Below are 14485 nucleotides of genomic sequence, written 5' to 3' on the forward strand. Positions count from 1 at the left end.
CAACTACTGGTACGTGAAAAAAAGGGTTCAGGCGCCGGTGAGTCACAATGCCACCCGCACCGCGAAACTTCTGGTCAGTTAACCTTGAACACAGAGTATAAGACTGTCAGCCCGGAGATGACAGTACAGCCCTGCCCGTACGGCTAAACTGTTGTTACGTCGTTACATACTGCCCGAAAGTCGGATGAAACGCACCGTAATTATTGATCAGTCTTCACGAATCTGACTGATTATTCAGTAAGGTTATGTCTCACGGCGCAGATAATGCGCCGTGAGTGCATAATAATCAAACAGCTTTAACCGCGATCGTCTCGCCCTGCATGCGTTTACGCAGGGTACGCTTGGTACGGTCAATAACATCACCAGCCAGCTGTCCACATGCGGCATCAATATCATCACCACGCGTTTTACGCACGATGGTGGTGAAACCATACTCCATCAGCACCTTGGAGAAACGGTCGATACGGCTGTTCGAGCTACGGCCATACGGCGCGCCCGGGAACGGGTTCCACGGGATCAGGTTGATTTTACATGGCGTATCTTTCAGCAGTTCAGCCAGCTGATGCGCATGTTCGGTACCGTCGTTGACGTGGTCCAGCATCACGTACTCGATAGTGACGCGACCCTGGTTGGCGTTGGATTTCTCCAGATAGCGACGTACGGCAGCGAGGAAGGTTTCGATATTGTACTTTTTGTTGATTGGCACAATTTCGTCACGAATTTCATCGTTTGGCGCGTGCAGGGAGATCGCCAGCGCGACGTCAATCATATCGCCGAGCTTGTCCAGCGCAGGCACAACGCCTGAGGTCGACAGCGTGACGCGACGCTTGGACAGACCAAACCCGAAGTCATCCAGCATGATTTCCATCGCCGGAACGACGTTGGTCAGGTTCAGCAGCGGTTCACCCATCCCCATCATCACCACGTTGGTGATTGGGCGAGTGCCGGTCACTTTTGCCGCGCCTACGATTTTCGCAGCACGCCAGACCTGGCCGATAATTTCTGAAACACGCAGGTTACGGTTAAAGCCTTGCTGCGCGGTTGAGCAGAATTTGCACTCCAGCGCACAGCCAACCTGGGAGGAGACACACAGCGTCGCGCGGTCTTCTTCCGGAATGTAGACGGTTTCAACGCGCTGATCGCCCACCGCAATCGCCCATTTGATGGTGCCATCCGCGGAGCGCTGCTCTTCCACTACTTCCGGGGCGCGGATTTCAGCCACTTCTTTGAGCTTATTGCGCAGGACCTTGTTGATGTCAGTCATGTCATCAAAATTGTCGCTGCAGTAATGGTACATCCACTTCATGACCTGATCGGCACGAAACGGCTTTTCGCCCATCTCTTTGAAGAACTCGCGCATCTGCTGACGGTTCAGATCCAGCAGGTTGATTTTTCCATTTTTATTGGGAACCGCAGGAATGGCGACTTCGGAGGTATTCACTAATTCAGACATAATATTTACCGGCCTCGTTGTTACACGTTATGGCCCATGGAGGGTTGAATAGAAACGCCCCGGAAAGCGGTCTGCTCGTCCGGGGCGTTGCATTGTACAAAGTCTGGCGCAGGGATGCCACGTCTGGACGCGGCATTTACGAAAATAATGTGTAAACGAAACCGTTAAATTAACGGGTACGTGGACACACTTCGCCTTCTGCGAAGAAGAAAGCGATTTCGCGTGCAGCAGATTCAACAGAGTCAGAACCGTGGGTACCGTTCTCGGTGAAGCTGTCAGCGTAGTCAGCGCGCAGAGTACCTGCCAGCGCGTTGTCCGGGTTGGTTGCGCCCAGCAGGTCGCGGTGACGCTGTACGGCGTTTTCGCCTTCCAGTACGGATACCACGATTGGACCGGAGGTCATGAACTCAACCAGGCCGTCAAAGAATGGGCGACCTTCGTGCTCAGCGTAAAAGCCGCGCGCCTGCTCAACGGTCAGGTGCAGCATTTTGGTACCAACAATTTTGAACCCTGCAGATTCAAAGCGAGCGAAGATGCTGCCAATAACGTTTTTTGCCACCGCGTTTGGTTTGATGATGGAAAAAGTACGTTCAATAGCCATGATAACCTCTGTCAATGTTCTGTTGTTTTGCATACCTGAGTATGGTGTGGCGCGGATTATAAAGAGCTATAGCGCTATTGCCTATGGTTCTGCATAACATTTTTTTAAAATGAGACGAAGATTAGCAACAGTCCGGGTTTCGCATATCGTGTTGATGGTGAAAACAGAGCGGACACTGCTTTTCATCAGGCGTAAATGACCAGAAATGACGGTGGCACGTCAGGCAAACGGCTTCATATGCCAGTATGGCCACGTTTTTCGCCGTTCCTTCTGTTTGCGTCACTTTTATCGCCGCATGCTGGCATACCGCTTCGCAGCCGCAGCAACCGGTACAACGTCCGGTTTCGACGATCAGTTCAGCGTTCTCAAACCGAATCGCGTTTTCCGTACAACTCCGCCAGCACGCGCCGCACAATACGCACTTTCCGGCGTCGAGATCTATCTCTGCCTCACTAACCCCAGAAAACGCTCTGCGCAGTTCACGCTGACCGGGCACGACGCTACAGGTCCGGACATCCTCACGGGGAACGTGCATCAGCGCACGGCGGGCGATATTAACCTCGTTGACGGGTAAAAGTTTAAACGCCCATGCCGCTTCACCGCGTCGACGAAGCACAAGATTAAGCCGGGCAATCGCCAGCAGCCAGTCAGGATACTGCTCCACGTCGATACTGATAAAACGAACATGGTGCTGTGCATGCCAGAGCAGCAGTTCATTCACATCCGGCGCACGTTCAGTAAAAGGCCCGACAAGCGTATCGCCACACAAAAAGCGTTTTCGCGGCGTGATGCCGGTGATGGCCTCAGTGGGGCAAACAAACAGGCAGTCACCGCATTCAATACAGCGGTTCTCATCAACCGAGATATCTGCGTCCGTAAAAGAAAAAGCCTGCACGGGACAAACGTCAGCGCAGGCACAACAGGAAGCATGGCGAAAACGGCGACGGACGCACGCATGCGTCACGTCCATCGCCGGGCCAAACGTTAATCTGCCCATCAGCCAATACTGAAGAAAACGAAGCGCAGCATCAGCTCACCCGCAATCAGCAAGGCGCTGCCCAGCAGCATCGTGCCTCGCGCCGCTTTTAACCCGCCTGCAGCAAAGCACAGCATACCCACGACAGACACACACCAGCTCAGCAGATGCACGGTGCGCAGTTGTTGCAGCATCTGTAACGGCGCATGAGGGAACGTCACCACGGTGTTGTCCATAGCCGAGATGTCGGCCAGCCAGACGGGCTGCATCACCAGACGCACAAGCACCAGCAGCGTGATAATGACCACCGCCGCACGCAGAGTAGCCCGGGAACGCATCCCAACCGCCATGCAGGCTGAACCAATAATGCCCACCGAGCCGATAAACAGCACCAGCGTGTTGATATGCTGCCACGTCACCACGGACGCATGCATGTAGATCTGCGCCATGCAGAACACATCCACCAGCCCGACAAGGCCCGCCGCCGCCAGAAGCAGCTTCCAGCCTGGCTTTTTGGCGAACATCAGCAGCGTCGCGAGCCCCAGCGCCGCCAGGTAAAGGCTGGCAAAGATAATCTCACGGCTCAGCCAGGAGCTGGAGACATGGCGCAGCGCGTTGAGAGCATTGAGCGGATAGCCCATGTGCAGCGCCGAGGCGAGCAATCCTAGGCTTGCGAGCACAAACGCCCCGGCAGAAGGCAGAAGCGCGCTACGCTGCGAAGCATGCGCCCCCCCGAACGCCAGCCAGAGCGTCACGCCTACCGAGCCCTGCAGGAACAGTGTAAAAATCAGCAGCGGTAACTCATGCATGGCGTTTGCCCTCTTTCTCTGCACCCTGATGCGCTTTGATCACCAGATTCGGTTTTGTGATGGAAGAATCAGGCAAGCCTTTCACGTCACAGACCGCACCATACTTCGCCCGCAGTTCATCAATCGGCCCGAATTTAATCGCTTCGAGTGGACAGGTTGCCACACAGACGGGCTGCTCCCCCTTCGCCTGGAGATCCACACAGAAATCGCATTTTGACATCTGCCCGGTCTGCTCGTTGAGCTGTGGCGCGCCGTAAGGGCATGACCACGCACAGTAGCCGCAGCCGACGCACTTATCTGTATCAACGCGCACAATGCCGTCTCCCGGACGCTTGTGCATCGCCGTGGTCGGACAGTTTTTAGTGCAGATGGGGTCTGCACAGTGGTTACAGGAAATAGAGAGCGTGTAGGCAAACACATTGTTGCTGACGCCGCCCTGCCCGGTGGGGATGAAATTCCCGCCGTTGACTTCGTACACGCGACGGAAACGACGTCCGACCTCAAGGTTGTTTTTATCTTTGCATGCCACCTGGCAGGCTTTACACCCTGAGCAGCGTGAAGAGTCGATATAAAAGCCCAGCTGTTTGTCGCTCACCGGCGCGTAGTGTTTAAACTGACTCATGCTTTTGCCACCTCCACCAGCATGGTTTGATGTGAATTCCCTTTCGCAAGCGCGGTAATACGAGCCGAACTGAGCACATTCGCGCAGCCGCCTTTATCAATGCCCTTCTCATCCGGCTGCCACCAGGCACCTGCCTGCATGGCTACCACCCCAGGAATGATGCGCGGCGTAACCTCCGCCGGGATCTCACAAATGCCGCGTGCGTTATGGATACGCACGGTATCTTCCTGCGCAATGCCGCGCTTCTGCGCGTCCTGAGGGTTAATCCACAGCTTTTGCTGCTGCGCCTCAATCAGCCACGGGTTGGCGTACTGGGTAGAGTTGGCGCGGTTTTTCCCTTTCCAGGTGATCAGCTGCAGCGGGAAGGTTTTCGCCAGTTCGTCTTCCGGCCCTTCATGGGCAGGCACGTAGTGCGACAGCGCCGGAATCTCCGGGTGCTGCATGTCGTACAGACGCTTCGAGAAGATCTCAATTTTTCCGGACGGCGTCGGGAACGGATGATTTTGCGGGTCGCGAATGTTGTCTTCAAAGGCGACAAACGGCGCGCTTTTGAAGAGATGCTGACGCGTCTTTTGCAGCGTCGCGAAGTCTGGCAGGTTTTCCTCCGGCATCGACAGCTTTGTCTGCTCCCAGATGTGCTCAATCCACGCCTTTTCGTCACGCCCTTCGCTGAATGCCGGTTCGACACCAAGCTTAGCAGCGACCTCCCGCAGCCAGTCGTAGTCTGAACGGCGCTCAAATTCAGGCTCAATCAGCTTTTCCGACAGGATCAGATAGCTTGCAGTACCCCAGGTTTCGCCGATATTCCAGCGTTCCATAAAGCTGGTTTCCGGCAGGAGAAGATCGGCGTATCGGGCGCTCGGCGTCATAAACAGATCGCTCGCGACGATAAACTGGATTTTCGACTCGTCTTCCAGCACGCGGGTTGCCTGATGAAGATCCGGGTTCTGGTTAGCCAGATAATTGCCCGCCAGCGAGAAGAGGATGCGGATATTGCTGTCCAGCTTTTCGGCATCCTTCAGGCCGACTTCCGCCGTTACCTGAGAGGCATCGTCGGCGGCCTGCACCCAGTTCATCACCGATATTTTGGCTTTCACCGGGTTATCCGGCATCTCCGGGCCTGCGGCAAATTTACGGTTAGCACAGCCGCCATAGCCAGCCGCCCAGCCGCCTTTCACCCCAACGTTACCCGTTAGCGTGGCCAGTAACGTCGAGCCGCGCGCGGTGCGCTCGCCGCAGTTATGGCGCTGCGGTCCCCAGCCCTGGATCAGCGCGGCAGGCTTCGTCGTGGCATAATCGCGCGCCAGCTGGCGAATGGTTTGCGCAGGCACGTGGGTGATCCTCTCTGCCCACTCGGGCGTTTTTGCGACGCCATCTTTTGCGCCGCTCAGGTAAGCCATCAGGGATTCATTGGCCGGAACGCCTTCCGGCATAGCGTCTTCATCAAAGCCCAGGGTATAGCGCAGAATAAAGTCGCGATCGTGCAAGTTCTCCATGACGATCACGTACATCATGGCGTCCATCAGGGCGTTATCGGTTGTTGGCAGCAGCGGGATCCACTGGTCGGCAAGGGAGGACACCGTATCTGAATAGCGCGGATCGACAACGATGAAGCGGGTGCCGTTTTGCTTCATCTTCTGGAAGAAGTAGTTGCTGTGACCAAAAATCGTTTCCGTCGGGTTATGTCCCCAGAGGATGACCAGCTTGGTGTCCAGCAGCGTGTCCAGCGAGCTGCCGCTGGCGGCGGTACCGTAGGTATAGGGCGTTGCCGCTGCGGTGTTGCCCATACTGACCGAGTGATAGCTTTCGAGATAGCCACCCGTTAAATTAAGCAGACGACGAACCATTTTATCGCCGGAGAACGTTCCTCCCGAAACTGCGGTGCCAACATGCACATAGCGCGAAGCAGCACCGTATTTTTGCGTAATGGTTTTTAATTGATTCGCAATAAGCGTTGTGGCTTCATCCCAGGTAATACGTTCGAATTTTCCTTCGCCACGTTTACCCACGCGTTTCATTGGATATTTAAGCCGATCGGGATGATAAACAAATTTCCGATACGCGCGTCCACGAACGCAGGCGCGCATCACCGGCATTTGAGGATCCAGTTCATTATCCGGACGCGTAGAGATGCGTGTGACCACGCCGTCGCTGACGTGCGCCCGAATATCGCATTTCCCGCCACAGTCAAAGGTGCTGCAGGTTTGAATGACTTTTTCTTCGGGTTCGTTCTCTGCCGCAGGCATTGTCGCCGCCTGCGCTTTTCCGCCTTTTACCACAAACGGCAGAGCGGCAAGCGCGGACCCGGCCTGAATAAAGTGACGCCGGGAGAGAGCGGGATTAAGACTCTCTCTCAGTTTCTTATTTTTTTTCATTGCTCGTTCCTTCAAATAAAAACGCATTCTCGTTTTTTTGCAGAACCGAACATTGATAATTATCAAGCTAACCCTTCTGGATTATTTTAATAAGCCATTTCGAAATTCACCGTCGCTATTTGGCCAGTTTCATCCATTACCATTAATTGATATTCACCCGGCAAATATAATTTCAGCGAATATTTATATTCATGTCCCTCTAAAGGCTCGCCATTTAAAAACCACCATCGCTGCCCTTCTCCACCGCTGGTTGAGAGAGAAAGCGTTATAGTTGTCTCACCCGGAAGACGCTTGATGACGGCCCCCTCTCTGACCCCTGACAGCATAAGCGGCGCGATATTGCTGTTATCCAGAGGCGGGCAAACTGTTGATGCTGCCGGGAGACGCGCCGCTCTTTTTTCCGCAGCGGGCAGCCACGGCTCCAGCGGCAGCGGCCAGACATCCAGGACTTTTTCAGTAGCATCCGGGCAATCTGCGGCCACGCGTTTGCCGGTTTTATCCAGCCAGACCGGGAAACGAATGCCGCGTATGCCCTCCTGTTCAGGGAGAAGCAGCGTGGGCGGTTCACTCCCTTCCAGCAGCCAGGTCGACAGGCGACGTCGACAGTTTTCACTGCCTTCCGGTAGCGACTGGCCGCCCGGCCAGCAGATCACGCCCCGCCCGACGCTCTCCGGACGCGGATCGCGCGGCAGGCGGGCTTCGTCTACCGTTGAACGTGACTGAAGCAGATTATTGACCTGGTTTAACAGCGGAACCGCGCTGGCAAACCCAAACTGTCCCGCCACGGGCGTGCCGTCCGGTCGTCCGGTCCAGATGCCTATCACATAACGGGCATTCAGACCGATGGCCCAGGCATCACGGTACCCGTAGCTGGTGCCGGTTTTCCACGCCAGCGGCGCAATCTGTGGCAGCGCATTATCCGGCAGCGGCTGCGCTTCATTGGCAAGAATACGGCGAATAATCCACGCCGAGCCTGGCGATAACAGCGGGCGTTCAGTCAGCGGATCGCCCGGCTGTAACCGCAGCCTTCCCGCCTTACCGTGTCGGGCAAAGGCGCTATAGGCCGCAGTGATATCTGCCAGCCGCGCGCCCGCCCCGCCGAGGATCAGAGACAAATTCGGCTGTGCCCCCGCAGGCAGGATCAGCGGCAAGCCTGCGTTGCTTAGCATCCCGGCAAATCGTTTTGGTCCGTAGGCTTCCAGCACCTGAACGGCCGGCAGGTTGAGGGAGCGGACCAGCGCTTCACTCATGCTGACCGGTCCATGGAACCCGCTGTCAAAATTCCCGGGACGATAATCACCGGTTTTTCTTGGCACATCCTGAAGCAGCGAGGCGGGATGGATCAGGCCATCATCCAGCGCCATGCCGTAGATAAAGGGTTTTAAGACCGATCCTGGGGATCGGATCGCATTCACCATATCCACATGGCTAAAACGCGTGTCATCGTTGATATCCACCGAACCAACCCAACCGCGTACTTTCATATCGGTATGATCGACCACGATCATCGCCAGCGAGCTGCGGGCCGGCAGACGCGATTTCCAGTTCATCGCCAGCTCTTCCAACTGCCGCTGCAGTCCGGCATCCAGCGTGGTGACAATTTTCGTGTCGCGACTTTTGCCGAGCATCATGCGTGCAAAGAGCGGCGCCAGCTGCGGCATCTGCCGGGGCGCCAGCCATACTGATTCCTCACGGGACTCTTTGACCTGCTTTGCGGACCAGACGCCCTGCGTCGCCATGCGGTCGAGCACTTTATTGCGCGCCGCTTCGGCCCGTTCAGGCCAGCGGTCCGGGCGTAAACGACTCGGTGCCTGCGGCAGCACCGCCAGCAGCGCCGCGTCGGAATAGCTGAGCTGCGACGGCGGCTTGCCCAGATACGTCCAGCTTGCCGCTCCCACGCCCTGCAGCGTACCGCCAAAAGGGGCGCGATTGAGATAGAGCGTCAGGATTTCGCGTTTGGAAAGATGCCACTCCAGCTGCATGGCACGCCAGAGCTGGCGAATTTTGCCGCCAAAGGTGCGCGGATGCGGGTCCAGCAGTCGCGCGACCTGCATGGTGAGCGTGCTTCCGCCAGAGATGACTTTCCCGGAACTGAGATCCTGCCAGGCGGCGCGCAGGACAGAGAGCGGGTTTACGCCGGGGTGATCCCAGAACCAGCGATCTTCGTACTGGATCAGCGCCTCAAGATAACGGGGAGAGACCTCTTCGATCGTCACCGGATAGCGCCAGATCCCGTCGCTATCGGCAAAACGCCAGAGCGGCGTGCCCTTCTCATCCACCACCACCCGGGCAGGGTTAACCTCTTTCAGCGGCAACGGCCACAGGCGATCGGCGACGAAAATCAGCCCCCCTAAAATGAGAAGCGCTCCCGCCAGCCACAGCCAGCGGGAGCGTGTCAGACGTGCCATTCGCATATTACGGAACAACAATCAGCGGGCCGCTGGCCGCCCCCGTTGCCCGCCACTGCGGAACGTACATAGACTCCACCATCGGCACCGGGACCTGGTAGGTTCCCGGCGTCACGGCGCGCGCCAGATAAACCAGCGTGACCGGCTGACCTTCATTTACCGGCACGGCGGCCACAAAGCGGTCGTCGCGGAATTCCATATGCTGAATGTCCGCCTGCTGCATCTGGCTGAGCAGGTTCTGCACCTCACTGCCGCTGTCCTGCAGGCTGGCGCTGCTGCTTGCCAGGTTCTGGTTTTCCAGCTCCAGCCCCGCAGGCAGGAGATCTACCACCAGCGCGTCCGGCACGTTCTGGCTGGCTTTAACTTCCAGCCACACCAGCACCAGCTCGCCGCTCTTCAGCGAAGAGAGTGATTTCGTACTGCCGTCGGTTGCCAGGATATGACGTTCGACCTGCAACACGTTCGCGCTCGGCTGAGGGGCATATTCCGGATAGCCGGTGCTGTCCAAACGTACCCAGAGCGGTGTCGTTCCGGTATTGGTGACCTGCAGCGCGCCAAGCTGGTCGCCGCTCACGTTTTGTACCTGCGCTTTATCGCCACCTGATGCGGAATCTGACAGGGAGGTTTTCGCCTGCCATGCACCGGACAGAGTTTGCAGCGAACGTCCGGCCAGGAACAGCGCGTTGCTCTCCTGAGTGGACAACCAGCGCTGGCTGAAGGCCTGTTCAGACAGGGCATTCAGCAGCGTATTTTGCGCATCCGGCAGCAGTTTGTACTCCTCCAGCAGGGAGAGCATCAGCGCGTTATCGCGAAGCTGGCTGCCGTAATCGGCCATCCAGGTTTTGCTGTCGTTGCGCGGCGTTTTGAGCGCCAGATCCAGCGCCTGCTGGCTGCGCGGGGCATCGCCCATCAGCCTGAGCGCCATGCCCAGCTGCATCAGCGGCAGGCCGGACGCCGCCTGAGCGTGACGATCCCAGATTTCACGCAGCGCGCCCAGCGGCGCTTTTTGCTGACGAGCCAGCACCAGGGCGGCATAGGCCTGAACGGCAAATTTACTGGCCTGAGTATCGTCGCTGTAGCGAATGGACATCATGCCCGGATCCTGCAGATAGCGCAGCAACCGGCTATTGGCGTTATTCACCGCATCGGCAGGCACGCTGTAGCCCTGCTCGCCCGCCCGCACCAGAAAGTCAGTCACGTAGGCCGTCAGCCAGTACTCTTCCGGACCGTTTTTATCCCACAGCGCGAACCCGCCGTCTTCACGCTGCATCTGCAGCAGACGGGAAATACCGATATCAATGGCGGCACGGCGTTTATCGTCCGTATCACCTTTGATGCCAAGCGCCGTCAGCTGCGCCGCGTTAGTGTAGAGCGACGGGAACAGGCCGCTGGTGGTCTGCTCCAGACAGCCATACGGATAGGCCTGCAGTTCGCGAATATAGCGCGCCAGGTTGAGCGGTGGTTTGCCGCTCAGCAGCAGTTGCCCCTGCAGGGTGGCAGAAGAGAAACCGTTACTGTGCTGCGCCGGTGCGGTCCAGGACTCGCCAGGGTTGAGCATGGCACCGGTATTCACCGTCTGTGCCGGGAATGCCGGACGCACGCCGATTTTCCAGCTCTTCTGCTGTGGTGCAAAGGTCTCGCCCGGAAGCTGCAGGCCGGTAACCTGTGCTGTTACCTCTCCGTCACCATACCCCTCCAGCGCACGCACCGGAATAAACAGGGTGGTCCGCGCCCCCGGAGGCAGCTGCACCGGCTGCGGCTGCTCACCTTCCAGCGACAGTTTGCCTGTCGCGGTCAGGGCAACGTTCAGCGTTTGCGGCTGGTCGGTCAGGTTGGTGAGATCCAGCGTCAGGCGTGAGGTGTCTCCACTTGCCAGGAAGCGCGGCGTGTTGAGCTCGGTAATAACCGGCGCGGCCACCACAACCTTGCTTTCGCTGCTGCCAAAATCGTCTTCCGTCCAGGCCTGCGCCATCAGACGCAGCTCGCCGTTGAAATCACCAATTGGCAGCGTAATCGTGCCTTCCCCGTTGGCATCCAGCGTAACCGGCTGTGCCTGCTGGGCAATGATGGTGACGTGGTTCACCGGCGGTTTGCCGCCGCGCTTCAGTTCATCCCCATCGCCACCGAAGCGCAGCGCGGCCAGACGACCCTGCCCTTCAATGACCTGGCCGTATATATCGTAGATATCCGCGCCGTAACGCTTCTGGCCAAAGAAAGCCTGCCACGGATCCGGCGTGACGTAATCGGTAATGTTCAGCACGCCGCTGTCCACCGCCGAGACCAGCACGTTCACCTTCTGCGGCACGGCCCCCTCTTTCACGCTGGCTTTCACCTTCACCGAGAGCGTCTGGTTTGGACGCATTTTCTGCGGGTTATCGAGCGCAATATTCAGGCGGCGATTTTCATCGCCCATCGGCAGATGCAGCAGACCGACCGCACGTTTCGGCGTGGCGGATTTGGATTTATCGCCCGGACGCACCACCAGCGTGCTGAGGTAAAGATCGTGACGTTTCCACGCTTTATCCACCGGAATGGAGAGATCGAGACCGTTTGCCGGCACGTCGATCTCTTTCCACCACAGCGGCCCTTCGCTGGATTCGATCATCGCATAGCCCTTGCCTGCGGCCGGCGCGGCGATGTGCAGTTGGATGGTGTCGCCCGGCTGATAGGCTGGCTTATCCAGTTTCAGCGTCACGCGGTCAGGGCGCGCGGCCCCAGTGCCATCGCTGTTATCCTGCCAGCTGTAGCCTGCCCAGAAGCGCACGCTGCTGACCATTTCATCAGGCGCTTTGACTTCCAGACGATAAGAGCCCCACTCTACCGGGAAGGTAACTTTACCCGTTTCATCGGCCTTAAGCGTCAGCTCCTGCTCGCCTTCGACCAGGTCTTTCTGATCGAACTGAGACTGCCAGCCTTCGCTCTCAGACCAGTTCCAGAAGTAGTCCCGACGCTCGCGAATCAGACGAACCTGTAACCCGGAAACGGCCTTTTTCGCGCCGCTGGCATCGGCATACACGATGTCGAAACTGGCGTTGCCGTTCTCATCAACAATCGGCTGGTTGACGGTCGTATCGGTGCGGTAGTCGTAAACGGCTTTACTGGCGAACTGAGGGCGAATACCCGGCAGCTCAGCCGCCGGCCAGATAGCCTGCTCAGCGCGACGCGTTACCGGACGACCGCCCGACTCCAGCAGGCTGGCCTGCAGGATCAGCTGCAGCGGAGAGTGCACCTCTTTCCACTGGCTTTCGGTAGAAACCTGCCCACGCCCCTGCTCGTCCAGCGTAAGCTGAACTTCATCCAGGCTGCGGCTCAGGTTCTCTTCGGCGATATCACCAAACTGGAAGCCCGGCAGCGCGGCCACCGCGTCACGCAGCGGACGCAGGAAGAGCTGGCCCTGCAGAGAGTTACCGTTGGCCGGTGCGCCATACAGGTAATAGCCGACCACGTTAAAGTCGACGTTATCCTGCGGTGAAACCGGCGTTTTTTGTCCGCTCAGGTTGAGCGCCATGCGCTCTGGCATGAAGTCTTCGACGTGGAAGTCCCACAGGCGCTGCAGGTTATCGCCCGTGTTGGCGCGGATATGCCACATGCCGGTCTGCGCCCCGCTGTCCAGCGGGTAGTTGAATCGGTAGAGACCGTTTTCAGGCTGAACAACGATCGAGCGAGCCACCTGACCGTCAGGGCGCAGCACGTCAAGCTTCACGGGCTGATCGGGAAGCGGTTTACCGTCACTGTCGCGCAGCAGGCCGTTGAGGATCACCGTTTCGCCCGGGCGATAGAGATCGCGTGGGCCAAACATGAAGAATTGCTTGCTGTAGCCCGGGCTCCCGGCAATATCAAACTCCGCCAGATCAAGAGCCGGTAGCTTGAGGTCAAGCAGCGTGGTCTGGCCGTCTTTACTCGCCAGAATCAGGGCAGCCTCTTTGTCGGTCTCAAGCTTTGCGTGGCCATCGCCGTCGCTTTTCGCTTCGGCAAGGGTCTGCCCTTTGTCATTCAGCAGGGTAACGGTAACCCCGGACTGCGCCGCACCGTTCTCCAGACTCTGGGTGAAGATGTCCAGGCGATTATGATAACGGTGAGCGGACAGGCCAATATCGCTTAAGGTAAAGAGCGTCGCGGCGTTGCTGTAGTTATAGTGCCCGGCCTGGTTCATGACCGCGATGTAAACCCCAGACTGCTGGAGCGGTTTAATATCCTTCAGGGGCAACAACAATTTTTCGCGCGTGTTGCGCGCCGGATTAAGATCGAAGCGACCGGTGTAAACCAGCTCCGCCATCTTTAGCAGGTTGTCGGATTCCCAGTTGGTGAGGGAGTTGCGGTATTCCCACTGGCTGACAAAAGAGGCCAGCGATTCCGGCTTCACGCGGTAGAAGTTCACGTCCACGTTGTTGACGTTAAGCGCCATCACCGGCAACCCTTCCACCACCTTGCCCGGCAGCAGCGAGCCGCGGCTGGCAAACCCGACAGTAGGCTCGACGTCCCGGGTGATGAGGGCTTTTTCATAATCAATGCCGAACGTCGCCTTATTCAGCGCCTGCAGGCCCCGTTCAACGGTGACGACCAGGTTGCGGTTGGGCTCCAGATGACGCAGGCGAAGCTCTTTCAGGTTAGGCGCAAGTTCCCACGCCCCGTCAACTTTGCCGCTTTTTTTGTCCACGACATGCACGGTTTTCGCGAAATCCTGATCGGGATTCAGCGGAACCGAGAATGTCAGCACCAGCGTGGCGGCACCGTCGAGCTGAACTTCAGAAGCATCCAGCAGGGTCAGCGCTTTTCCCTGACTCTGGGCGGCTAGCTTAGCCAGCGTTTCAGCATTTGGCTTTTCCGCGGCTTTTGGTGTGGATGCGGTGGATGCCGCGGGAGCCGCAGCCTGAGGTTTATCGTCACTGTTATCACAGCCGACAAGCGTAAACGTGGTAAGCAGCGCAAGAGAGAGCGCGGCTAAGCGAAACGGTTTCATCCTTTGTCCCTGGCCCAGAGGGGGCCTGTTGGTCGTCGTCCGGATAAGTATTATCCGCAAGTTTCATTAATTCAAAAAGTCCAATTTTAGAATCTGGAAAGCGCCTCGCAGAATGACATCACGCCGCTACGCCGGGATGGAACCGCGATCACAGCGCATAACGTCATATGTTACCTTTCACGTCATTTGTTTTTAAAACAAGAAGATAGCTGGATAAACACATCTGAAGACTGCTAGTTTTATGACCATGACGCACCCCGAGTGCGCGGTTCAAAAAGAGA

General features: G+C 57.5%; 8 protein-coding genes. All 8 read right to left on the reverse strand.

Going from position 1 to position 14485, the window contains the following annotated elements:
• Positions 1-286: 286 nt before the first annotated feature.
• The 8 genes from L362_RS10420 to L362_RS10385 all read right to left on the reverse strand — a co-directional run bounded on the left by L362_RS10420 (position 287) and on the right by L362_RS10385 (position 14204).
• Positions 287-1453 (reverse strand): dual-specificity RNA methyltransferase RlmN, encoded by a 1167-nt coding sequence (locus L362_RS10420; RefSeq protein ID WP_014171168.1) that lies wholly within the window; start codon positions 1451-1453, stop codon positions 287-289.
• Positions 1454-1622: 169 nt separating this feature from the next.
• The gene (gene ndk / locus L362_RS10415) at positions 1623-2054 is read right to left on the reverse strand and encodes a nucleoside-diphosphate kinase (RefSeq protein WP_003860625.1); all 432 of its coding nucleotides are present in this window, start codon (positions 2052-2054) and stop codon (positions 1623-1625) included.
• 121 nt (positions 2055-2175) lie between these two features.
• Complete coding sequence (locus L362_RS10410; RefSeq protein ID WP_023344680.1) at positions 2176-3051, reverse strand: 4Fe-4S binding protein; 876 nt, start codon at positions 3049-3051, stop codon at positions 2176-2178.
• On the reverse strand, positions 3051-3839 hold the full coding sequence (locus L362_RS10405; protein WP_023344681.1) for a dimethyl sulfoxide reductase anchor subunit family protein: 789 nt from the start codon (positions 3837-3839) through the stop codon (positions 3051-3053). The genes L362_RS10410 and L362_RS10405 overlap by 1 nt, the downstream gene beginning before the upstream one ends.
• Positions 3832-4461, reverse strand: a complete 630-nt coding sequence (locus L362_RS10400) for a DMSO/selenate family reductase complex B subunit (RefSeq protein ID WP_003860631.1) — start codon at positions 4459-4461, stop codon at positions 3832-3834. Before L362_RS10400 ends, L362_RS10405 begins: the two co-directional genes overlap by 8 nt.
• Positions 4458-6836, reverse strand: coding sequence for a DMSO/selenate family reductase complex A subunit (locus L362_RS10395; RefSeq protein WP_023344682.1), 2379 nt, complete (start codon positions 6834-6836; stop codon positions 4458-4460). The genes L362_RS10400 and L362_RS10395 overlap by 4 nt, the downstream gene beginning before the upstream one ends.
• 86 nt (positions 6837-6922) lie before the next feature.
• Entirely contained in the window at positions 6923-9250 is a 2328-nt protein-coding gene (pbpC, locus tag L362_RS10390; RefSeq protein ID WP_032637828.1) for a peptidoglycan glycosyltransferase PbpC, read from the reverse strand.
• Position 9251: 1 nt separating this feature from the next.
• Positions 9252-14204 carry an alpha-2-macroglobulin family protein gene (locus tag L362_RS10385; protein WP_023344684.1) on the reverse strand — a complete coding sequence of 1651 codons (4953 nt, stop codon included), beginning with the start codon at positions 14202-14204 and terminating at the stop codon, positions 9252-9254.
• Positions 14205-14485: the final 281 nt, after the last annotated feature.

This window comes from Enterobacter sp. MGH 16, from assembly GCF_000493175.1.
GTDB lineage: Bacteria > Pseudomonadota > Gammaproteobacteria > Enterobacterales > Enterobacteriaceae > Enterobacter > Enterobacter roggenkampii.

What these genes read in the sequence shown, in the direction of transcription:
- L362_RS10420 (WP_014171168.1), bottom strand. Translation starts at nt 1,453, where the DNA reads ATGTCTGAATTAGTGAATACCTCCGAAGTCGCCATTCCTGCGGTTCCC.
- ndk (WP_003860625.1), bottom strand. Translation starts at nt 2,054, where the DNA reads ATGGCTATTGAACGTACTTTTTCCATCATCAAACCAAACGCGGTGGCA.
- L362_RS10410 (WP_023344680.1), bottom strand. Translation starts at nt 3,051, where the DNA reads ATGGGCAGATTAACGTTTGGCCCGGCGATGGACGTGACGCATGCGTGC.
- L362_RS10405 (WP_023344681.1), bottom strand. Translation starts at nt 3,839, where the DNA reads ATGCATGAGTTACCGCTGCTGATTTTTACACTGTTCCTGCAGGGCTCG.
- L362_RS10400 (WP_003860631.1), bottom strand. Translation starts at nt 4,461, where the DNA reads ATGAGTCAGTTTAAACACTACGCGCCGGTGAGCGACAAACAGCTGGGC.
- L362_RS10395 (WP_023344682.1), bottom strand. Translation starts at nt 6,836, where the DNA reads ATGAAAAAAAATAAGAAACTGAGAGAGAGTCTTAATCCCGCTCTCTCC.
- pbpC (WP_032637828.1), bottom strand. Translation starts at nt 9,250, where the DNA reads ATGCGAATGGCACGTCTGACACGCTCCCGCTGGCTGTGGCTGGCGGGA.
- L362_RS10385 (WP_023344684.1), bottom strand. Translation starts at nt 14,204, where the DNA reads ATGAAACCGTTTCGCTTAGCCGCGCTCTCTCTTGCGCTGCTTACCACG.